This window comes from Nostoc sp. FACHB-133 (genome assembly GCF_014698055.1).
Classification (GTDB): Bacteria; Cyanobacteriota; Cyanobacteriia; order Cyanobacteriales; family Nostocaceae; genus Nostoc.
In genome coordinates, this window is sequence record NZ_JACJSH010000002.1 from 154,367 (window position 1) to 176,377 (window position 22,011).

At 42.1% G+C, this 22,011-nt stretch carries 16 protein-coding genes and 1 pseudogene; 7 read left to right on the forward strand and 10 right to left on the reverse strand.

Translation table 11 applies throughout. From position 1 onward, the window contains the following. Window positions 1-328: 328 nt before the first annotated feature. The 3 genes and pseudogenes from H6G86_RS02750 to H6G86_RS02765 all read right to left on the reverse strand — a co-directional run bounded on the left by H6G86_RS02750 (window position 329) and on the right by H6G86_RS02765 (window position 1,876). Complete coding sequence (locus H6G86_RS02750) at window positions 329-1,009, reverse strand: SDR family oxidoreductase (RefSeq protein ID WP_190932991.1); 681 nt, start codon at window positions 1,007-1,009, stop codon at window positions 329-331. A gap of 9 nt (window positions 1,010-1,018) precedes the next feature. Continuing rightward, a pseudogene (locus H6G86_RS40110) lies at window positions 1,019-1,286 on the reverse strand (winged helix-turn-helix domain-containing protein); the annotation flags it as partial. A 131-nt stretch (window positions 1,287-1,417) separates the two neighbouring features. Next, a complete protein-coding gene (locus H6G86_RS02765) occupies window positions 1,418-1,876 on the reverse strand; it encodes a hypothetical protein (RefSeq protein ID WP_190932994.1) in 459 nt (152 codons plus the stop codon). A 290-nt stretch (window positions 1,877-2,166) separates the two neighbouring features. On the opposite strand from H6G86_RS02765, the gene H6G86_RS02770 reads away from it, so the two are divergent. Next, window positions 2,167-2,352: a hypothetical protein gene (locus H6G86_RS02770; RefSeq protein WP_190932995.1), complete on the forward strand. Its 186-nt coding sequence runs from the start codon at window positions 2,167-2,169 to the stop codon at window positions 2,350-2,352. A gap of 1 nt (window position 2,353) precedes the next feature. On the opposite strand, the gene H6G86_RS02775 is transcribed toward H6G86_RS02770, so the two are convergent. Then, complete coding sequence (locus H6G86_RS02775; protein ID WP_190932996.1) at window positions 2,354-3,481, reverse strand: pentapeptide repeat-containing protein; 1,128 nt, start codon at window positions 3,479-3,481, stop codon at window positions 2,354-2,356. Window positions 3,482-4,004: 523 nt separating this feature from the next. Here H6G86_RS02775 and H6G86_RS02780 point away from each other — a divergent pair. Further along, window positions 4,005-4,808 carry a lasso peptide biosynthesis B2 protein gene (locus H6G86_RS02780; protein WP_190932997.1) on the forward strand — a complete coding sequence of 268 codons (804 nt, stop codon included), beginning with the start codon at window positions 4,005-4,007 and terminating at the stop codon, window positions 4,806-4,808. 20 nt (window positions 4,809-4,828) lie between these two features. After that, window positions 4,829-6,649 carry an asparagine synthase-related protein gene (locus H6G86_RS02785; RefSeq protein WP_190932998.1) on the forward strand — a complete coding sequence of 607 codons (1,821 nt, stop codon included), beginning with the start codon at window positions 4,829-4,831 and terminating at the stop codon, window positions 6,647-6,649. Window positions 6,650-7,263: 614 nt separating this feature from the next. On the opposite strand, the gene H6G86_RS02790 is transcribed toward H6G86_RS02785, so the two are convergent. The 6 genes from H6G86_RS02790 to H6G86_RS39410 form a co-directional block, all read right to left on the reverse strand. Beyond that, on the reverse strand, window positions 7,264-7,800 hold the full coding sequence (locus H6G86_RS02790) for a hypothetical protein (RefSeq protein WP_190932999.1): 537 nt from the start codon (window positions 7,798-7,800) through the stop codon (window positions 7,264-7,266). A gap of 211 nt (window positions 7,801-8,011) precedes the next feature. Next, entirely contained in the window at window positions 8,012-9,994 is a 1,983-nt protein-coding gene (locus tag H6G86_RS02795) for a M36 family metallopeptidase (protein ID WP_190933000.1), read from the reverse strand. A 93-nt stretch (window positions 9,995-10,087) separates the two neighbouring features. Continuing rightward, on the reverse strand, window positions 10,088-11,983 hold the full coding sequence (locus tag H6G86_RS02800; protein WP_190933001.1) for a M20/M25/M40 family metallo-hydrolase: 1,896 nt from the start codon (window positions 11,981-11,983) through the stop codon (window positions 10,088-10,090). Window positions 11,984-12,208: 225 nt separating this feature from the next. Then, window positions 12,209-12,607 (reverse strand): protealysin inhibitor emfourin, encoded by a 399-nt coding sequence (locus H6G86_RS02805; RefSeq protein ID WP_199338138.1) that lies wholly within the window; start codon window positions 12,605-12,607, stop codon window positions 12,209-12,211. Window positions 12,608-13,027: 420 nt separating this feature from the next. Continuing rightward, window positions 13,028-14,335, reverse strand: coding sequence for a gluzincin family metallopeptidase (locus H6G86_RS02810; protein ID WP_190933002.1), 1,308 nt, complete (start codon window positions 14,333-14,335; stop codon window positions 13,028-13,030). Window positions 14,336-15,239: 904 nt separating this feature from the next. Next, window positions 15,240-15,368, reverse strand: coding sequence for a hypothetical protein (locus H6G86_RS39410; RefSeq protein WP_277883525.1), 129 nt, complete (start codon window positions 15,366-15,368; stop codon window positions 15,240-15,242). A gap of 395 nt (window positions 15,369-15,763) precedes the next feature. Between H6G86_RS39410 and H6G86_RS02815 the strand changes: the two genes are divergently transcribed. The 4 genes from H6G86_RS02815 to H6G86_RS02830 all read left to right on the forward strand — a co-directional run bounded on the left by H6G86_RS02815 (window position 15,764) and on the right by H6G86_RS02830 (window position 21,881). Then, window positions 15,764-17,677: a S9 family peptidase gene (locus tag H6G86_RS02815; protein ID WP_190933003.1), complete on the forward strand. Its 1,914-nt coding sequence runs from the start codon at window positions 15,764-15,766 to the stop codon at window positions 17,675-17,677. Window positions 17,678-17,713: 36 nt separating this feature from the next. Further along, window positions 17,714-19,633 carry a thiamine pyrophosphate-binding protein gene (locus H6G86_RS02820; RefSeq protein ID WP_190933004.1) on the forward strand — a complete coding sequence of 640 codons (1,920 nt, stop codon included), beginning with the start codon at window positions 17,714-17,716 and terminating at the stop codon, window positions 19,631-19,633. A gap of 28 nt (window positions 19,634-19,661) precedes the next feature. Further along, complete coding sequence (locus tag H6G86_RS02825) at window positions 19,662-21,290, forward strand: flavin monoamine oxidase family protein (RefSeq protein WP_190933005.1); 1,629 nt, start codon at window positions 19,662-19,664, stop codon at window positions 21,288-21,290. A 138-nt stretch (window positions 21,291-21,428) separates the two neighbouring features. After that, complete coding sequence (locus tag H6G86_RS02830; RefSeq protein ID WP_190933006.1) at window positions 21,429-21,881, forward strand: hypothetical protein; 453 nt, start codon at window positions 21,429-21,431, stop codon at window positions 21,879-21,881. Window positions 21,882-22,011: the final 130 nt, after the last annotated feature.

Here is a 22,011-nt window from a genome sequence, read left to right on the forward strand (position 1 = left end):
TGTAACTGCTCTTTCCTTCCTTAAGAACCCTGCATAAGACTTTTGTACTTACACAGATCAAGCTTTACTTCAAGCGAGTTGACTTGGTTTTAGAATATTCCTGTTTGTGAACCTTTTTACGACCATGGGCAGGAATTTATTAAGTTTCGAAATGGGAAAGAAATTCTAGTTGACACTGCTTATAAGTAGTGATAGAAGTAAGGGAAACGCACCTTATTTACTAATAAAAACTAAGAGAGATTTAAAAATGACATAGATAATTGTAAAAATTCCTAAAATGATAAATAAAACAGCGACTTTTTGCTGATCTACATAGCTCCATATCATTTTAATGTATAGTCAAGGGAATCCCGTTATCTTTGGGTTTTAAATTGAGAATAAACGGAACAGCTTTCAATACCCAATCGGACACGGGTGTATAATTAGCAGCTTCTTCTCCAAAGCTAATAGAAAGCATATCTGTATGAATAATACCTGGATTGAGGGGTATAGCAGCCATACCAGTTGGCAATTCTTGTGCCAAAGAACGAGTTAATCCTTCGATTGCCCACTTGGAAGCACAGTATGGTGCAACTTGGGCTGAAGTCGAACGTCCCCAGCCGGAACTAAAGTTAACAATAATACCCCGTTTCTTTTTCACCATTGCTGGTACGAAATGGCGAATTATATTCGCTACTCCTTTGATATTGATATCTATTAGATCAGAAAATTCTTCAGATGGTATTTCCCACAAAGGTGCTGGATAATTAGTAATTGCCGCATTATTAATTAATATATCTGGCGGTTCATATTTTTGAAGTACGTCTAGTGCCCATTTTTTTACAAGGTGTTCATTTGCTACATCTACAGAAGTGAAATCGTTGGGCGCACTAAAATTCTGGCGTATTTTATCAATAGCATCTGATGAACGAGCGCAACCAATAACAGTATGCCCTTGTTGAATAAAACCCTCGGTCATCGCATAACCTAGACCTTTACTTATGCCTGTAATTAAGATGAGCTTACTCATATTTATCTGCTATTCCTGTTCTGAATCAATAATTCGTGGAAAAAAATAACCACTACCTCTTACTGTAATAATGAATTCTGGGTCGTTGGGGTCTGATTCTACCTTTGTCCGCAATCGTGAAATATGCACATCTACCACACGGGTATCTGTATTCATCTCTGGTACAAAGCCCCACAATTACTGTAATATTTTAACCATTGAAAAAATCTTTCCTGAATGATTCACGTAACTTCTCTAATAAGCTAAATTCTATACATGTTAACCGAATGCGTTGCTCATTTTTGTGGATCACTTTTTTTGCGATGGCGTGACCGCCTGCTGGAAGCGATCGCCAGATACTTGGTTGCAATAGTTGCAGATTACTTTAAGTGAGATTAACCTGAAGGCTCGAAACTAAGCCAATCACAACTACAACAGGAGAACATCGTGCCAATCCAAATCCATACCCGCCATAACATCGAAGTAAGCTTCACCTACTAAAATATCCCGATACAAGTTCATTTGCCGGACAAGACTCGCCTGAGTTTCTTCGACTTTCCAGCTTTTTTTGCGGTAAGTCAATTCCACATAAATCGCTGGTGTAGCAGAGGTAAATAAAATTAACGGTATCCACCAAGCAATTGAGCCAGAGAGCAAAATAGCAGGAATTAAAAGAAAAAAACCATGCAAAGTTGTAATTACAAGCAAGGATAGTTCCTTAAGCCGTTCTATTCCTGTTTCTGCCAGTTGCACCAAGTTCAATAATTCGGGTGTTTCAAATAACGCGATATCCGTAAAATTAGCAATTTTATTCAGCACAATACTTTGAGCGAAACCTTGAACGCGATCGCACAGGGAAGAAAAAACAAAGTTGGTAATCCCGTTCATTGGTCGGTTAATAAATTAAGTAATATTAATCCGCCAATGCTCCCAAGTAATAGTGGTTTGTGTAGGATAAGAGCGAGCGAGCTTACCGTACTCAGTAGGTGCTGATTGAATTACTAACAGCAGGCTACGCCGAAAAGTTTGAAACAGACTGGGTTAGCTCGGTTGCACTCAAGGTTAAATAACGTCTTTTATTGTGATATTCTAATTGACAATAAATATTCTTGAATTTGTTGTTCATTTTATTTCAAATAATACACAATAGAGTTGTAGAGACTTTCGAGTTTATTACTATGTTTAAGCAAAATTTAGAGTCTTCAACAGAGCTACTAAGACAGCTAACCAAGACCGATAAACGACTTCCCTATCGTCAACCTGAGATTTACTCTCTTGGTACCCTAGAACAAATTCAGGCTGGGTATCAGGGATCTGCAAATGATGGTCCTAATACATCTTACTGGTGGACTCCTCCTAACTGACTCAATCAAATTTTTGCTGCCAGCGCTTCTCACAATCTCGTTTGGATATATATCCATTAGGCATCGTGGTATTGCAAAGATAGGTATTAGGAAAATCCTGTTCGGCTAGTTCGGGTCTGGCATACTGGGATTTAAGGCTTGGAGGTGTGGCATTGGTGAGATCGGCATTGGTAAGATTAGCATTGGTGAGGTTAGCTCCTCCCAAATTAGCTCTTTTCAAATCGGACTTTGTGAGATTAGCTTCTCTCAAATTGGTGTTAATCATAGAAGCTTGACTGAGGTTGGAACCGCTGAGGTTGGAACCTCTGAGGTCAGCTTGTGAAAGGAAAGCTTGAGATAAATTGGCATTACCAAAATCAGCTTTTTTGAGGATAAAGAGGTCTAGGTTGATTTTGGGAAGTTGGAGGCTGTTAAGGTTAATACCAATTAGGAGATTTGCTTCTTGCTCTTGCTTTTTACATCTTTCAGATTTATCGTCTCGTTCAACACAAGTTCGATCTTTAGTAGCTAATGTTGTTTCCCTCAAGAAATTAATGAGCAAGTCGCGGCGTTTTGTACCTAAACGTAGCAAGTTCAAAGTGGTTAAAGTTTGCGCCCTCGCAATAGCCTCCAATTCTTTTAACTGACTGTCTTTTATTTCCTTTAAGATTTCCACTATCCTGTCTCGTTGTTCTTTATTGAGCCTATCATTTGGTTCTAATTCTTCTAATATATCAATGGATTGAGAAATGGAGTCTTGATGATTAAACGGCTGGTTGTCTGTATGAATGTGATGGAGGGTACCTAGTTTTTTCTCAACTAATATGTCTGTCATTTCTTTGAAATAGTTTTCTAAGGCTGTTTGTTGGTATCTTTCCTGGTCACGATTTTTTTCATATTCGTATCTTTCCTGGTCACGATTTTTTTCATATCTTTGATGACACTGAGTTAGCACAATACTTATTACAGTCACGACGACAGATAATCCTACCAATTGCAGAATATCCCATAACGTTTTATTCTCAAAGCCAGTCCATTTCAAAAAACGAGCAAATCTGTTTTTTGGAGGTATGTAGCACTCTTGTCTTTTAAGGTGTTGTTCTGTCTCCGAGTAATCAGTAGCTTGCTGATTTTCTTGCTTATTCAACATTTTTATCGCCTTCTTCTTCTAGTACAAAAAAGATTATTCTACCAATCATAAATTGTTGTATTGGTTGTAATTCTTCAGAAAAATGACAAATAAATATTTAATTTAAACTATCAATCAAAAGATAGAAAGTATTTCGATTGGTGCTTATTTAATTTTTATGATTTAGGAATACAGAAGCTAAAAAGGTGTGAGTTGATAAGTATGGCGGTGTAAATATTTGTGGTTGGTATAAAGCAGGATGAAAAAGAATTTTAATCTATTTTTCTTTTTAATTTATTTTTCTTTCTTAAGATAGATGTTTTTCCGCCGAATTACTTAGATATTTCTGGCTAATTAGCAGATGATGAAAAGGTTGCATTTATTCTAGAAATAGGTGAGACGATGTAGACAATTATTGTAATAAATTTTAGTATTATATTCGTTGAATATAAACATTGTATTTATGAAATATTTAAGTATAATTGATAAAAATCTTTCTATGAAATATGTAATTTTTCTCACTACTTAATACAGCATATAAGAAATGTTGAATAAAGGAAACGAAAACAGTTACAGCCTCAATCAGGACGTATTTCTATTTGTGCAAGATGGGATCGCTCAAATCTTGGACTTTGAGCGCGGACAATTTTATGGGCTGGATAAAGTTGCTACCTTAATGGTGTTACTTGTACTCGAAAAAGGAGTAGAAGAGACAGTTAACGAACTAACTAAAATCTATGAGGTAACTGAAGAAAATATTCGCTCTGACTTGAATAAACTCTTACAGGATTTAGAGCAAAAAAATCTATTTGTTACCGAAATAAAAACGCATAATTACATATTTAATTTGATACATTCTTGTTCAAGAGAAACCAGTAAAATTTTTAACAAAACATTACTTTTGCTCTTAAAAACAGTCAGCGCAATTTTCCACAATTTATTCAACCCTGAACCAACGCCAAATCGCCTGACAGTTGAGCTATTGTTAAGCTTAAGTTGGCTTAGTTTTCGTCTACTCGGATGGAGTCGTACTATCTCATTGTGGCAACACTGGCATCGTGCAATATCACCAACTGACACCACAGTAACAACAGATGTCATTCAAACAGTGGATCAAATCGTGCGGGAAACTGCTGCTAGTAAACTTTTCTTACCAATGGTTTGTAAAGAACGATCGCTGGTTGGTTATCATCTTCTCCGTACTTTTTACGGCTTACCTGCAACTTTAGTTATCGGCATTGACCGCTATCCGTTTCAAATCCACGCCTGGGTGGAGTGTAATGGCTTAGTTGTGACGGATGAATTAGCTCATTGTCAACCCTTTACCCCAGTTGTCAGATATTCCTAAACGCGATCGCGAGGACTGCTATGAGAACCGGATTTGAAGTCATCCTAGAAGCAACCGGAAAGGCTGAATTTCATCTCTTTTCCCCAGCAAATTCCCTAGTAACCTTTGCCCAAGACTCCGCAACAGAGATGGCAGTGGTGCTGATGGGACGAATTTATTACCAGGATGACTGGAAAACTCGCTTTCCTCAAGCATTTTCGCAGAAATTCGCCTCAGATGCAGCCTTGGCATTGGCTATTTTCCAACATTATGGCGCACAAGGTTTAGAGAAACTTGAGGGTGAATTTGCCCTAGTGGTTTTCGACCCGAAAGAATCGCGTCTTTTCGCCCTGCGAGATCCTCTAGGAAACTTTCCCTTGTACTGGACACGCCACAACCAAACTACCTGGGTTAGCACTAGTTTGCAATTATTAGCGCAACGACTTCCCCAAGCTGCCATTAATAAAGACTTTCTCGCCTCATTCTTAATGTTTACCTATGCTTTTGTCGAATTAGCCACTGAAAAGACGGCATTTGAGGAAATTCAACGGATTCTACCAGGCACTCTCCTAGTATTGACTGCCTCTCGTCGGACAACAAAAATCTGGTCTTGGGACTGGATGAAGCAAATTCAACCGATAGAAAATATCACGCACCAGGAAGCTGGTTTACAGTTTAGCTACCTTTTTCGGCAAGCGGTTAAACAGCGCATTCAGGAGGAGAAAACCGCCTCTCACTTATCAGGAGGGATGGATAGCTCTTCTATAGTGTGTATTGCCCGTGACTTACTAGCCGCAGAAACCTCTCCCAGAAAGTTGACTACCCTTTCTTTGGTTTATCAAATGCGGAGTCTGTCAGGTGAAACAGATTACATTCAGATGGTGGTAGATCAGGGTGGAGCGATTGAACCACACTATGTGGATGGGGATGCGGCTCTAGACTTCCAGTGGTTTACCCAAGAAATCCCTAGCCACGACGAACCTTATCCTGGTTTATTCCACTTAGCAATGGAAAAGGTGCTGGTGGATGTAGCTGCTCAACTAGGGGTAACGGCGATTATGAGTGGAGGGGGTGCAGAACTGATTGTAGAAGGAAATCGGATGCACTTGGCAGATTTGATGCGTCAAGGTCACTGGAACAAAGCTTTACAGGAGGCGCGTCAATGGGCTAATGCCAAAAACCAGAGCCTCTGGTCAATTTTGTACCCCTTCGGAATTGAACCCTTAATTCCGCCACTGCTGCGCGAGGGCTTCTCAGCTTTAATCCGAGACGGCTATGGACGCTGGCCAAAGCTAGGTTCATTTAGTATTCCTCCTTGGGTTCTGCCTGACTTTGCCAAGCAGCATGATATGTGGGGCAAGGCACTAGCAACTATACGTGATATCAATAGATATCCGGTAGAAGAATCCTTAAATCTGCTAGGACTGCGGGCATCTGCCGGAAATTGGGCTGCTTGGAATCTTGCCGCACCTCTGGGAATCCGCATTTGCCAACCCTTCCTCGATCCGCGTCTGATTACTTACTGTCTCAGTCTCCCCAAAGAACTGAGAGAAATCCCTGGCGTTCCTAAGCCTCTGCTGCAAGTGGCCATGGGCGGGATTCTGCCCGAACCAATTCGGACTCGGCGGTTCAAGGGAAATTTCAATGAGGTTTATTGGCAAGGACTAGCCAAGAATTTACCCCATCTGGAGGAAATGGTCGCTCAGTCGCAAATTGATGAGTTAGGCATTTTCGACAAACAGCAATTGATTCAGGCTATGCGACAACACGCGCTTGGGATTGCCGATGTGAGAAGTGGCAGCCGGATCAGTAGTTCCTTGGCTGCGATCGCCTGGTTTGACCAAATGAAAGCTAATCGGTAATCGGTTGAGGGAATTTCTACTTCCAGCCCAGCCAAATAAGCAATGACTTTACTCACTGCATTATGACAACTTTTATCCGTATCTAAAACTTGAGATAAAAATGCCCAAAGCGTTACTATTGGGTCAAATAATCGCTGATAATATCTAATTTTTAGCTCCAAGAGTGCTTGCTCAATTACACTTGTTGGTAATAGCTCTTTAAAAGGCAATCCTAAACTTTGACTAAATTTATCAAGAGAGAATTTGTACTCGTAGTGTCACAATGATAGTAGTTATATTTGCTTTCTCATCTTCAATAAAGTATTTCATGAACGAGTAAGCTTTTCCTATCTAAAAATTTTTTGGACAATCCGCACAGTTACTGCCTCCATTTCACAGCACCTACAAAAAATAGTGATCGCACCTACTCCTTGACTGCTTAATAGCATAAACGTCTGTAATCTTTATGGAGCATAGCTTAGAGCTTTTCTTAGTGCCATTCGATTATATCCACTTTTTGGTTGCGAAAAAACTTAAGGGAAAATAGAAAATCCGACCAAGTATTCTGGATAAAACTTGAGTAAATGCGTGTTGTCAACCCAGTACGACAAATAATTTGTTATTCTACACTTTCCTTAATTATCTTTTAGTAGAGAAACTACTAAAGTAAAAACATAATCTGAAAGTTCTATTTTTTGATTACTCTTGGGATAAGGTTCAGCCTTAATAAACTCTATTAAATAATTATCAATTTTTTTGATAGCTAAATCCTTCCGGCTTGCATTGTAAATCAAATTTGATTTTCCCAAATCTTTCTTATCTACTAAAATTTTAACAATAATTTGTATTTGTCCTGCCCAGAAACAATTTAGATCGGAAGGACATCTTGAATCTTCTGTTACGTCTAGTAAAGTTAGTTCAACCTTTCCAGAGTTTATACTAGCAATTTCACTAATTTTCAATTGAAACTGCTCTCCAAAATCAGCACTAACCATGTTATGTCGTGTTTCATTATAAAATGTATGAGTTAAAAAAAGATTTGTATTTAATTTTTCTGGTACATATACTACTAAGGCATGATTATTAGCCAAAATCACACTAATAAAGAGAATAAAAATCAAACTCAAGACAATCAAAATTTTTGATTTGAATTTTGTCGATTTAAAGGTCATTTTTTACAATTGAAGGTAAGCTAAATTTTTCCAGAAAATCTCAAGACTCTGAACTCTATGAATCGCGGAACTCCAAAGTGTTGCGTCAAAAATAAATATGTTAGCCGCACGGGATGCACTTGGTGAAATCTAAGAACATTTTGTAATTGCATGAAGTCGAGGTTCATTATTGAGTAGGGGCAGGAAATACTCATTTACCCCTACGCTTTACCTATAAGCCTGGGGGCAGACTAGTATCCTCAACAATTCCATTGAGCGAAGCCCCAAAACAATCAGCATTAGCCCCCATGCCAAACTTAGCGAAGACTGTCCAAACAGCCCTTCTTACATTAGCGTGTTCGTCACTCGTTAAGCGTCCTGTTGTAAGCAAGTCATTGAGTGCGCGGAGTATTGCGTCACGTTCATCTAGGAAACTGGGATTAGCGGGAGACAGTTTTAATCCATCAACGACCATTTGCCAACCAATCTGATGACCGCGTTCTTGCGAGCCTAATGCCTGCCCAATCTGGCGATTCATCTCCATTAAGGTGGCGCACCAAATCTCACCGATATTATGTTCTTCGTTGTAGCGATCTTTCCCAAGTTTGCCAAAGTGATCAGGAAAGTTGCTATCGTATGGGTGAAGACGGATACCTTTTGGATTATCGATCACCCAATCACCTGTAACGACTTTCTCAACTGGCTTACCAAAATTTTGAATCGTAAGCGCAAAATAGTCACCCCAGCCTTCACCCATGCCCCGACTTTGGGGCTGTTGGAGTCCTCGTGGACTATTCATTCGACCACCGACTAAACGATTAGTCACGCCATGAGCAAATTCATGGAAGACTACATCTGCATCAAAAGTAGTATGTCGCTTAGTAGAATCTACCAACCCCATGTTCATAATGGCTTTTCGCCCATCTGGCAGAGTTAACATATTCGCTGTCCCAGGAACCGGATTACGAAAGGCGCGAGCATCCACCGGATCGCCAGAACTTCCTTGCTCTGTAAAATTTATCTGTTGAAAATTACCGACTGCTTCATTGAAGCCCAACAGGTAGAAGAAATCGTGCATATAGTTGCAGAAATAGAAGATGTTTAATATCTTCTGTTCATCTCCATTAGGGTCGTTAGGATTGAACACGACATTACCATTTTGCTCTTGCCCTTCAAGCTTCTGAATTTCACGTTCTTGTCGTCCTGGAAATATAACCTCCCAAAGAGCTGCGATCGTATTATTGCCAACGGACTGGTTGTGAATACACCAGTCACCAGGGAATTGAGGAGGCAGAGGTTGGGGGACTGGAACAGGATACTCATTCAAGTCTCTGGGAAAACGAATCATTCTTCGGGGGGTAGTCCTGGGATTTTCTGTATAAACGTTGCCCTCCACAACCGTTCTCATTAAGCTTTGACAGTAAAGAATGTCTGGGTTAGATTGATCGGCTGAGATAATAACTTCGTATTGATCTTGATAATCTGGCAGAGTAATCTGCACGTACCATCCGAGGCGTGTCTCAGGATTTTGATAAAAAAGAACCAGATGAGCCGAAATCAAGTCAGCAAAAGGCCCTTTATCCAAGACTGTCGGTTGACTCGGCATGGGAAAAGTAACTAGCACTCGCGGGTTGTAATCGGACAAGTCCACGCTGATAGGGGTTATTGGCTGTCCCCAACCGTCTGTTATTTCTTCAGTTTCATTGGGGTTAGCGATATACCCAGCAGCAGCTGTTACGGCTTGGGTAACATCAATTTGCGGCGCAATATTAATCCCGGTTGGGAGATTAACGTTATTTCCGACGACTTCATTAATCTCCTGGTTAGGAGAAAAGCGAACGGTACGAACCATCTGAAAGACAGGAATACCACGATAGGTTTGTTGTAAGTGAACGGCGCGACTATCAGCACTAGTTGTTTCAATGGTCGGGTCTGGGACAAATTCTACTGGTTCGCTGGGAGCAAATCCGAAAGCAGCACTTGTCTGGCTGACAAAGTTTAACGCTCGATCAATCAGCGATCCATCTGTGCTTGGGGCATTGTTTGAAACGAGAGTGTTGGGTGTACCTGTGAGCGAATTGAAGTAAGAAACACTAACAGTATGGTTTCCAGGCAATTCATTAGAAACAAATGACGCATTTCGGCTGAGTTCATCAATACGCGTTTGAGTCGCACGATTTGTGCTGAAGTTACGACGGTCAATAGAGTGTACCATTGTGCATACCTAACCTTTTTGTAATGAGAAAGCAGAAGTTAAAGAACAAGGGAAAAACTAGGTTTTAATAACCTTCTATGGGCTGATCCCAAATTAAGCATTTGCTGTCACCCATGCAGCAGCGCCAACTACGCGGGCAATATCAGCCGCATAGTCAAAATCCACAAACTTATCTTCCTTTCGGTGATAGTTGACGTTGGGTTCAGCTTCGGGTGATGTTAGATCGGGCCCAACGAAAAAGTCCTCAGAGGTAATGCAAGCTGCGTAGCCCCGTTGATGAAAACTTGCATGATCGCTCCTACCCTCGGCAGGGTCGGGTTGGGTATAGATTTGAGGATGTTCTAGCCTGGGAGAAAGAACAGAAACTAGCCGTTCAAGACGTTGGGCGAGAACGAGCGATCGCTGCTGCACGTCGTCGCATTTGGCATAACCAACGTGAACTTCAAAGGAACGAGGAGCTTCGATGTTGTAACCAATCATGTCCATCTGGTACACGCCAACAATGGGAGCAGCGATCGCCGCTTGCGTTCTGGCGTAAGCTTGGCTACCAACTAAGCCATGCTCCTCGGCATTAAAGAGGACAAAGCGAATTGTTCTCTTAGATGGGTTAAGGGAATTAAGCTCTTTGATGACCTCGGCAAGCCCTAAGACAGCAGCAACTCCACTTGCATCATCATCGGCACCGGGGGCAGGATCATTTTTGGCATCGTAAGGCCTATCGCTGGCAGCAGTAGAATCTAAATGGGCAGTGACCAGAACTATCTCCTGTGATTGACTGCCTTGAATTTCTGCCTCGACGTTGTATAACTCCCGTCCTTCGTGGACAAACTGATTCATGCTGACACTAAAAATATCTCCCCCAATGCTTTTTAGGTCTTGTGCTAATGCTTCTGTAACCAACGGCATATCTGGACTGTGAATATGTCGGCTTTTGATAATTCTCTGCTGCTCATTGAGAGGTTTGATCCCTGCATACCTTTCCACATGGCTGCGAATTTTGTCGGGTGTAATGGCTTTAAATTTGTCTAATTCAGCCTGAATTAAGGATGGCTCAGTGGTAGGGGAGGTTAAAAAGCCAGCAGTTCTTGCATTATTACCTTCTCCAAATGGTTCGAGCAAACTAATATCGGGCAGCAGTTTCAGATTATGTCCGTGTTGGGCGTTCTCAAAATGATAGTCCTCTACTGAGCGATCTGATGGTAAGGCAACGAAAAGACCTTCGGTTGAAGAAGCCAAAACCATTTTAGAGGATTCATCATTAGCAAAAAATTCCGTTGATCTTCCTTGTGGGTTGAGAAAGCCAGTGCTTTTTTGAAGATCGTCCCGTAGTAAATAAACTTCTGTAGTCAGGGGATCGTCTTCACTACCCAAGCGATCTACTGCAAATCCCAAATCATCAAGTCTCATCGCCGCTTGGCTTGTGGCGATCGCATAAACCTGATTTCCTTTGTCACCAGTCACATACAAAGGTACAACAGGTAAAGATTTAATGACTTGCTGCCATCCCTGTTCACTGCGATCGCTTGGGACAGTTATGCGAATATACCTTAAATGGCTACCATTAAGCACGTCCCAAACTAGACAAGGATGTGGAACTACACGCCAACCAGCTTGTATTGCATAACTTCGCTCATGACTATCCTCACCAACAAATAGACACTGGTTTGGAGTATCAGAATGGCCTGCTTGACGTGCTGTAAACTGAAAGATTTCTGAAGAGTTTTTTGCACCATAAATGATTAGATCAGAATCGAAAAGATCATAAATTTGGCACTTTTCCAGTACTCTCTTTACGTTTTCGGGTTTATCATCGCCGATATTTGATATGATTCCGATGCGACTGTTGCGCTCACGCAACTGCCGCAGTATATCAGGCACATAAGGATAAACATCTAAACCTTCAAGGCGATAGGGAAAGGGTGAAATTCTTGGAGATCCAAGAGTACCGCCTATGTCAAAAAAAATAACATTATGGGTGTTTTCACTCATAATTTAACTTCTCAAAATTATTTACAATGCTCTTTATTAAATGAGGCTTTCTGGTAGCAATCGTACAGAAACTTTAGCTAAAAAACTTTTTACTTGCTTTTGATACAAATCATCCACTATGACAAAGATTGTTGTGATTAACGTTCTAAAGTCTATGCTAGTCATGAGGAAGTCTGATTTGAAAAGCTGGTAAATTTCATCTTCTTACTTCTCCTGCCTTTTTTCCTAATTCACATTAGGTGTAAGTGGATACGCACAACTTTGGAGATAGTTAAGCAATGGTTGTATACCTTCAGGTAAGCTCAAGTCATCAAATGAGACATTGCACTGCTCGCCCTCAGCCGTTTCAACAGTAATGTTGTAGTTAAACAAGTCGCGGGCATGTGGCGCGTGATTACTTTTAGCTTTTTGTAGAATACCACTTTGTTCCACTAAAGACTTTAACTTAGCCGCTTCGTTGCTTGGAAGTAAGTTTGTATCCACTTCACAACCCCTTCTCAAGCCTGCGTATCCTCCTGACTGAACGAACTTAACTTTCATAGTTGAGTAAGCCTCACTTATTGGCTGATTGGCAAGAAAAAGAAGAAGGATGAAAGACAAAAGATATAAAAATAAATGCTTCATACAGGAGAGCGGTCATACACTTTATACTTCACACTTGCTTCTTCTCCTTGCCATCCTCTCAAAGAGAGGGGAAATTAAACTTGCTTGTCATTTTTCCATTGGAGTGAGGAGTGAATGGCACTAAGTTAAGTCTAAAAGCAAGTACTGTAATGAGTGTAAGGGTTACAGAGGGGAAGAAGAGAATTTATCCCTTTGGCTCAAATGCGAATGGCACGCTTAAAAAGCACAACCCTTAATATAGCTGGTTTTTGGGCGTAAGGGGTAGGGATGTAAGGGAAAAAACGAAGAACCAAATAATACTTACAAATCAACAACTTCCCTACACCTGCCCTGGCAAAGATTTCAGCTTTTGTTGATGACATTGGACTCAGATGCTCATGGAGCTTCTTCTTTCTCCCCTGCTTCTTTGCTCTCCTACACCTATGGTGTCTTGACCATTCCATCTGTGTGAGTGCCATTCAAGTGAGCAGCCTTTGGTCTATATTGTGGATGCTGCATTGTCCCACAAGCGCAACGACGACTAGGATACATACCAAAATTGGATAAATCAATGTGAGTCCCAAAAGCTTTTGATCCCAAAACTTCCCGAAATTCAAAGTTTTTCTGTACAAATTTAGCGCAATCGTGATTACCATCTGTTTGAGCAATTCTAATCATGGCATTAGCCACATCTGCAAAGCTGGCATTAGAGTTTGGGGACTCAATGATGGCACGCAGCACAACTTCACCCAAATATTTCCCAGTTTGGTAGAGAACTTCGGCACTATCTTGCACATAGGGATCTCTGCGTGATGTAAACAAATCTGCCAAAGTGTCGAACACTCCTCCTGTAAATACCTGAGACAAGTCATGTACCTCAGGAGTAACCTCACTGAGTTTTAAGTTATTATCTGCATTTCGTAACCCATTACGTAGGTTAAAAGCTAGTCCAAATTCCTCTGCTAGTTCAGCCAATATATTCTTGTGATGTAAATCTGCTTTCGTCTCCGCGACAATATACTCGACCAAATCCAACTGAGACAGAATCAAAAAGATGGATGTCAAATCACCAAATGACTCGTGTAAAGCTCCTGTTTGTGCTGGCGCATCCCATAAGATCCATTCAGGCTTTAGCGAGTCTAATATTGCATGTCCAGTTTCGTGGGCAACAATATCTAGTGAACGACAAGTAAAAACTTTCGAGGTTAAATTTGAATCTTTAAAGGGAGTGAAATAGAAAAACTTTAAAGCTTTTTCCTCACGGCTATAAAAGGCATTTGCCGTTTCTCCTGCATGAGGATAAACATTGATTGCTTGCTCACCATTATCTTGACTCCACTGCCAATTCAACTTTTTCTTCAATACTCTTTGGTAGAAAGTAAGAACTTGACGCACGACAGTATAAGTATGTACCGCGTCGAAAGCTTCCACATTTGCAGCAGGGTCTGGTAAAAAATCTCGATTAACATCCGCAGGAACAGGCACAACACCCTTTATTCTAATTTGGGAGTCACTAGGCCCATCGTTTACTTCGGTGTGAACATAAACAGTTCTTGGCAATTTTAGTTCTGTTACAGAAGGATCTTGCTTCCAAATACGCGTGCGAGAACCAAGTATAGGTGGATTTATTTGTGCAGGCAAGTCCAACATTTTCTCTGCTACAGCGCGAACAGCTCCCTTTTCAGTAGCAAGAGTCTGGAAGTTATCAAATTTGTGCGTGATTGGTTTAGCCGCCGATTCAGTGGTCATAATTATCCCTCTTTATATGGTAATTATGCTTTTTTAAGCATTATCAAGTATCGGTTATATAGTAGTTTGTGATTAGCTTCAGTTAAGATGTTTAATATCTGTAGAGGTACCTAAATCCTAGTTTTATCTATTAAAATTATGAGCTAAATAAGTAGTAGAACCCAAACTATTGTTAAGCCCGTAATTGAATTCTCACAGTTAGACAGAAAAACTTTAAGACTGAAAGCTAATCCCATTCATCGAGCAACATTCTGAATTTCCAATAGTTATTAAATAGACATCCCGAATAATTGATTTTGCGTTGCTCAAAATCCTTAGTAGGGGCGAACGTAATACGGTTCGGATAAGCATTTTTCACAATCGAGTGTGGTCTGGGAAATGGGCTTGCAGGTATTGCGTAAAGGATGTATTCAACACCAATACCTTTAACCGAAACGTATTGGGGGCGAAGGGTTGTTCGCCTTCATATCATTTCTGGAGATGTCTAGTCTTAAAAAATTGGGTATTTGATATCTGAATCATGTTTCGATACATAATTTCATTATGATAAGCTCAAATACTTAATCCTCTAACTTTAGTTAGAGTATAAGTAAGCCAAAGGTATAGTATTGCTGAAAATGATACTAATTAAGACAAACCTCTAAGACAAACCTCGTCTCTTTATTGGGTAGATTTAGGTAATTTTAATTAGCAAGTTGTCAATATAACAAAATACGGCAACGATAAACTCTTCAATAGAAAACATCTTTCCCTCATTCTAATCACTGGTGACGATTTTCTCTCTCCAGATGAGGATTGTGGGATTTTTCTTTTCAATCATTTGTACACCAGCTTTTTGTAACGAAACATAGTCGTATTTCTCACCAGAATTCTCAAAGCCTTATAAAATCTAGATTCTGGTTTTTCACACTGCATCAACAAATAAACTGCCAAAAATGCCCGAAACATATTCTGGGTAAGGATTATGAAAAGTGCGATGCCTGCGGCGGGCGTAGCCATCGCAGAGCTTGTGAGAAATGCGGGAATAAGTCACACATCGCGTTTTGTAAAGAAATTTATACTATTACATTCACTTTTATAGCATTCATATAGTCTTGAAAATACTAGTAACTATGTATTGAGCTTGTTCTTTTGTCGAATAACAAATTATTTGTCGTTGTTAACACATTAGTGTCGCTCTACAATGCACCCTGCCTAGTTACGCTATATCAAGCATTAGCCCATTATACGCAGTATAAGTCTTTTTTACCTGCCGTTGTTCTAAGGAATCCAAAGTGCTACAACATAGCTGGGATGAAAATTACATCAATTTAAAAGTTTAACGACATTAATTTCATAACACGACAAATAGATTTTTATCCGACATTTGCTATGGGGAGATACTTCCTAGCAAATTTTGTTAAAAAAATACTACAAGTAATTATAAGTATGGATTTACCACAACCCCTGGAATCCCCCTATGGATTCTGGAAGTCTGCTATTACTGCTGACGCTATCGTTGCTGAAACGGTTAATATTCAAGAAGTAGCCTTAGATAGCGAAGATGTTTATTGGATCGAGTCACGACCGTCAGAAAAAGGTCGATATGTAATTGTCAGACGAACTACCAATGGCGAAATTGTCGATATTACTCCAAAGGGTTTCAGTGCTAGAACACTAGTCCACGAATATGGAGGTGGTGCTTTTGTTGTGAAGGACGGAGTTACATATTTCTCAAACTTCAACGATCAACGGATTTATCGACAAACTAATATAGACACCCCCCAGCCATTGACACCTGATGAGAAAAAGCGATACGCAGATGGTGATTACGACGTGGCTCGAAATCGAATTATCTGCATCCAAGAAGATCACACAAATGAACTCAGTGAGCCTGTCAATTCTATTGTTGCGGTTGCGGTTGCTGACAGTAAGAAATTGGAGTCTCTAGTTCAAGGTAATGATTTCTATTCATCTCCTCGACTGACTCATGACGGTAAGCAAATTGCCTGGCTAACCTGGAACCATCCAAATATGCCTTGGGTAGCCACAGAATTGTGGATTGCTAATTGCACAGATGAAGGTAAACTGGAGAACTCACAAAAAGTTGCAGGTAGTTCAGCAGAATCCATATTACAACCAAAGTGGTCGCCGGATGGTGTACTCTACTTCATTTCTGACCGGAGCGGTTACTGGAACCTCTATAAATTTGTGAATGGCAAAGTTGAACCAGTTCTTTTGGATGAGGCTGAGTTCGGTCAGCCTCCTTGGCAGTTTGGAACTTCTACCTATGCATTTGTATCTGCCAACCATATCGTCTGCACTTATGCAAAACGAGGAAGGTGGATACTAGGAATCATTGACCTCTTGACGGGTTTGCTGAAGCCTATCGATACACCGTTTACTTATTTCACAGCTGTTCATGCCACACCCGGAAAGGTTGTGGCTATTGCAGGTTCACCCACTATGACCTCGGCGCTAGTTCAGATTGACTTAAAGACTTACGAAGTTGAAATCTTACGTCGGTCTACTCAAGAAAACCAGCAATGGCAACCTTATTTTTCTACTTCTGAAGCTATTGAGTTCCCCACCGAGAAAGAGTTGACAGCACACGCCTTTTTTTACCCTCCCAAAAATCCTGATTATATTGCACCTGCTGGGAGTTTACCTCCTCTATTAGTGATGTGTCATGGTGGCCCTACAGCAGCATCTGACGATACTTTAAATTTGTCAAAACAATTTTGGACAAGTCGAGGGATCGCAATTCTTGACGTTAACTATGGTGGTAGCACTGGATTCGGTAGAGAGTACCGCGATCGCCTGAAAGGAAAATGGGGAATTATTGATATTGATGACTGTATCAATGCAGCGAAGTATCTCATTCAAAAAAATTTAGTTGATAGCCAACGGATAGCTATAACAGGAGGAAGTGCTGGTGGATATACAACATTAAGCGCCTTAACGTTTCGCAATTTCTTTAAAACAGGAGCCAGTTTTTATGGCGTTAGTGATTTAGAGCTTTTGGTTCGGGATACGCACAAATTTGAGTCGCACTATCTCGAATGGTTAATTGGCCCTTATCCAGATCGACGTGACCTCTATGAAGAACGCTCTCCTGTGCATCATGCTGACAAACTCTCTTCGCCCCTGATATTTTTTCAAGGCAATGAAGATCGAATTGTTCCTCCCAACCAAACGGAGAAAATTGTCGAGGCGTTGCGGGGTAAAAATATTCCTGTAGGTTATTTTCTCTTTGACGGCGAACAGCACGGCTTTCGGCAGGCAGAAAACATCAAGCACGCTCTAGAAGCGGAACTGTATTTCTTCGATCTATGGCTGACAAAATCAGGTTTGCGTTTTTGATTTATTACCGTTTTGGCATAATCCCCATAATAAAGTATGACAAATAAGACTATACAACACCCAGAACGCTGGACTCGCGACTACATCTTCGACATTCTGCGTGAGATAGGCATTCACTACATTTTTGGTGTACCAGGTACAAACGAAATTCCAATTATTGATGGCACATCATATCCAGAAAATGAAGTCCAATACATTGAATGTTTACATGAAAACATCGCCATCGGTGCAGCGATGGGTTCGGCACGGATGAGCGGCAAACCAGGTGTTGTTGTTGTCCACGTTACACCGGGTATCGCTCATAGCATCGGTAATCTTTTCAACGCCTGGCGATCGCATGTCCCCTTAGTAATACTTTGTTGCCAGCAGCAAAATGAGTTAGTAACACAAGAGCCACTCTTGGCCTCAAACCTCGTTGATCTGGCACGGCAGTATACGAAATGGGCACATGAGGTTCGGACACCCGAGGAAATTGGGCTGGTTTTACAGCGTGCGTTCAAAGAGGCGATCGCGCCGCCTAACGGTCCAGTGATGGTCGCCATCCCGTGGGAATTTACAATGCGCCACATTGATGCCGAAGATCGTATTCCAGGGATCACGCAGATATCGCCCCATTTTGCTGGTGACTCATCAACAATCCAGCAAGCGGCTTTGCTGCTGGCAGAAGCAAGGAACCCGATTATCATTGCTGGTGATGCGGTTGGCTATGCTAATGCTTGGCCAGAGTTACAGGAACTCGCGGAACTCCTGGGCGCACCAGTACTACTCCAGACCTTCAGTAGCGTGGCGAATTTCCCCAATGATGACTTCCATTGGCAGGGAGAACTCCCTGGTACCCAATTAGGAATGCAGCAAGTATTTCAGGATCATGATGTTGCCTTTTTCTGCGGCTTTGGTCTCCAAGCTCAGATTACAGTCTTCAAGTATTCCGACGGTCCTCTGATTCCCCCCAGTGTTCAGCAGATTTATTTGACGAATAACACCTGGGACATCGGCAAGAACTCTTATAGCCAGGTGGGAATTCTCGGCGATATCAAAACAACACTCCCACTGATCAACAACCTTGTTCGTCAGAACCCCCCAGCAGAGGCGGTAAAGCGCAACGAGAATCTGCGACAACTCAATGTCCAGCGACATCAACAGTGGCAACAATATTTGGAACTAGCACTAACAAAAGATGAGATTTGGGCTGTTGTCATTGCTGACGCGCTCCGCGAGGCGATTCAGGAGCGTGGTCTGGAGAAACAGTTTGTGTACGTCCATGAGGCAGTCTCCGATCCAGCACCGTTCCAGTATTTTCTTCCACTTGGCAATGATGGGGCCACACCCATTAGCTACTATTGCGTAGCTGGCGGCTCCCTCGGCTGGTCAATGCCTGCTTCTCTGGGAATTAAACTCGAAAGCTTTGGTTGGCAAGGCATCGAGACGCGCCTGGTCGTTAACGCCGTCGGTGATGGCTCATCGCTGTTTTATCCGCAAACTTGGTGGACTGCGGCACACCGCGAACTCGGCATACTCTATATCATTACGAACAATCAGGAATACCAAACACTGCAAAGCGGACTGCAACAGGTCGTCGCTGCATATAGCTCTGCACCTGGCTATGGCTGGAAACCGAAGACTAACGACCCTGAGTATCTGCGAATTGAGAGGCCAAAACTCGACTTTGTAGCTCTGGCGAAGGCCTTCGGTGGTCAAGATGGTGAGATTGTAGAGACTTCCCAGGACGTTAGTTCTGCTGTACGGCGCGGCATCGATTATGTATTGGAGAACCGGCGCTCGTATATCCTCGATGTACGAACTGCCAAAGACACGCTCTCAACGCCATTGACCCAGCAGATATCTGCACGCTATACCGCACAACCGCCACTCAACTTTTTTCATCGTCAGGTGGAAAAATCATTTTTGCGGACGCAGGCTCCTAGCGCAGCGGTGAATGTTCCGATTATTTTTTAAACCAAACACCAATAGAGGATGACAAATCATGGCAGAAATCGATATTGCGATCGTCGGTGGTGGTGTATCAGGCGTTTATAATGCGTGGCGGCTCAAACAAGCCTACCCAGATCAAAATATCGTTGTCTTCGAGGGGAGCGATTATATTGGGGGGCGTTTGCTCTCAGTGCGCCCGCCCGATATTTCAAACATGGTTGCGGAACTTGGGGGAATGCGTATTCTCCCAGCAGTGCAACCACTGATCGCAAAGCTCATCGGAGAGCTTAATAAAGTCCTCCCACTAGAGCAGCAGATTGAGTTGTATGATTTTCCGGTCGATCAACCACAAAACATCGCCTATCTCCGTGGCGTCTATCTTCGGCTTTCCGATTTCACTATCAAACCGGATAAAGTGCCGTATCATCTCTCCTTTCTGGAACGTGGTGGTACAGCAGGCAGCATCATCATCAATGCGATTGAGCAGATTGTACCGGGAATCACAAATCCAAAGCTTACTGAATCTCAACGCCGAGAGATGGCGCATAACGCGAGCTTTGCTGGAACACCGCTATGGAAACAAGGCTTTTGGAACGTGCTAATACGCATCATCAGCGGCGAAGCTTACGAGCTTGGCATCGATGCTGGCGGCTACAACTCAACACTCACTAACTGGAATGCCGCTGATGCAATTCCCTGGTATCTCTCCGATTTTGGCATTGACCCGCAATACAAGGGTTTTAAGAAAGGATTTCAGGAGGTGCCCAAATCATTAGCGCAGCTTTTCTCCAAAGCTGGTGGCGAAATTCGGCTCAATACTAGGCTCGACGGCTTCGATTGGAAAAACGCCACATTTGAACTGAGCATCCAAGGAGAAACGATCACTACAAAATCATTGATCCTCGCTATGCCGCGCCGCTCACTCGATCTGCTTGTGCCTACAAGTCCACCTATGCTGGAGATTCAGCACCTCATCACTAGCGTCACACCGCGCCCACTCTTCAAGCTCTTCACAACCTATACTAACCCGTGGTGGCGTGCAGCAGGCTACACGGACGATGGTAAGTTCATTCCAGTTGAGTCTGGACGAACAGTCACAGACCTGCCAGTGCGGCAAACCTATTACTGGCCCAAGGACGACGGCAAACCAGCCACCGAGGGGCCATCGATGCTGATGGCAAGTTATGATGATGGCACAGACATCGGCTTTTGGGACGGTCTCCGCCCACGACGACATCAGGCTTGGCAAGCGCGTCGGCAGGTTGCGGAATTAGTGAAAAATCCATACCTGGGGTCAAGCAAGCAACAGTTTAACAGCGAATGGGACAAATACGTGGCACCGGCACCGATGGTTGAGGAGGTGGCACGCCAGCTTGGGATCATCCACGGTCTCAACTATACACCGGATGTTCAGAACGCCGCATTCCGCGACTGGGGTGACGACCCATTTGGCGGTGGATGGAACAGTTGGAATATCGGTGTAAAAAGCTGGGAGGTGAAGCAACAAATTATCCAACCGCTCGGCACTGATTGCTCACTCTACATCTGTGGTGAAGCCTATTCAGACGCTCAGGGTTGGGTTGAAGGCGCACTGCAAACGTCCGACATGGTGCTGGAAAAGTTCGGTATTAGCCCCTTACTGTCTAGTACAGTACAGCGTAAAAAGCAGACCATTAAATAGCCAAAACTTTGCCCTTGTATGTCCACTTAAAAGGTCACGAGAAACGCATCTTATTTACTTACTAATAAAAACTAAATGGACATAGCCACAACAAGCAATACCCGTGTTCAGTTCTAAAAATACTAAGGAGTCATGATCATGAGTACTAAACCAGAACAAAGTCCATTAAGCTTTGTTGCCCCAATTAAGGCCCCAGTGCCAGAAAACTATAAAGCCCTAAAGGAAATTTTAGAAACTGGGACTTTTGGAACAGCACTAGATCAGATTGGTACAGTGCATTTTGGGCGTTTTATGTTCCTCGAAAAAGTTACGCCAGAATCAGGGGAAGAGTATTATGCTAAATTTGCACTCTTTACTGCCTATGACGGAGATTTTAAGAAATATGTTGATGACTTTGTTGCAGTAGTTAGTGACTTTTTCAATGCAGTGTTAGTGCATTTAGAAAATGCTGAAGGGTTAATTCCAGTCCAAAAAGACTCCGAAGCTTTTGCTGATTATATAAAAAAATATAATCAGCCAGTAAAAGTTTGGTATAGTGCTTACCCTACTTTAAGTGTGGTTAAAATTCGTCAGCTAGCGTCTAACGGTTAAGAGGTTATCTGGAAAGTGTTTCACTGTGACTTTATGCACTTTTAGATCCCCCCTAACCCTTCGATAAATCGGGGGAAACCGGAATCAAAGTCCCCCAATTAATCGGGTAATTTAGAAGGATCTAAACTTT

What these genes read in the sequence shown, in the direction of transcription:
- H6G86_RS02750 (WP_190932991.1), bottom strand. Translation starts at nt 1,009, where the DNA reads ATGAGTAAGCTCATCTTAATTACAGGCATAAGTAAAGGTCTAGGTTAT.
- H6G86_RS02765 (WP_190932994.1), bottom strand. Translation starts at nt 1,876, where the DNA reads ATGAACGGGATTACCAACTTTGTTTTTTCTTCCCTGTGCGATCGCGTT.
- H6G86_RS02770 (WP_190932995.1), top strand. Translation starts at nt 2,167, where the DNA reads ATGTTTAAGCAAAATTTAGAGTCTTCAACAGAGCTACTAAGACAGCTA.
- H6G86_RS02775 (WP_190932996.1), bottom strand. Translation starts at nt 3,481, where the DNA reads ATGTTGAATAAGCAAGAAAATCAGCAAGCTACTGATTACTCGGAGACA.
- H6G86_RS02780 (WP_190932997.1), top strand. Translation starts at nt 4,005, where the DNA reads ATGTTGAATAAAGGAAACGAAAACAGTTACAGCCTCAATCAGGACGTA.
- H6G86_RS02785 (WP_190932998.1), top strand. Translation starts at nt 4,829, where the DNA reads ATGAGAACCGGATTTGAAGTCATCCTAGAAGCAACCGGAAAGGCTGAA.
- H6G86_RS02790 (WP_190932999.1), bottom strand. Translation starts at nt 7,800, where the DNA reads ATGACCTTTAAATCGACAAAATTCAAATCAAAAATTTTGATTGTCTTG.
- H6G86_RS02795 (WP_190933000.1), bottom strand. Translation starts at nt 9,994, where the DNA reads ATGGTACACTCTATTGACCGTCGTAACTTCAGCACAAATCGTGCGACT.
- H6G86_RS02800 (WP_190933001.1), bottom strand. Translation starts at nt 11,983, where the DNA reads ATGAGTGAAAACACCCATAATGTTATTTTTTTTGACATAGGCGGTACT.
- H6G86_RS02805 (WP_199338138.1), bottom strand. Translation starts at nt 12,607, where the DNA reads ATGAAGCATTTATTTTTATATCTTTTGTCTTTCATCCTTCTTCTTTTT.
- H6G86_RS02810 (WP_190933002.1), bottom strand. Translation starts at nt 14,335, where the DNA reads ATGACCACTGAATCGGCGGCTAAACCAATCACGCACAAATTTGATAAC.
- H6G86_RS02815 (WP_190933003.1), top strand. Translation starts at nt 15,764, where the DNA reads ATGGATTTACCACAACCCCTGGAATCCCCCTATGGATTCTGGAAGTCT.
- H6G86_RS02820 (WP_190933004.1), top strand. Translation starts at nt 17,714, where the DNA reads ATGACAAATAAGACTATACAACACCCAGAACGCTGGACTCGCGACTAC.
- H6G86_RS02825 (WP_190933005.1), top strand. Translation starts at nt 19,662, where the DNA reads ATGGCAGAAATCGATATTGCGATCGTCGGTGGTGGTGTATCAGGCGTT.
- H6G86_RS02830 (WP_190933006.1), top strand. Translation starts at nt 21,429, where the DNA reads ATGAGTACTAAACCAGAACAAAGTCCATTAAGCTTTGTTGCCCCAATT.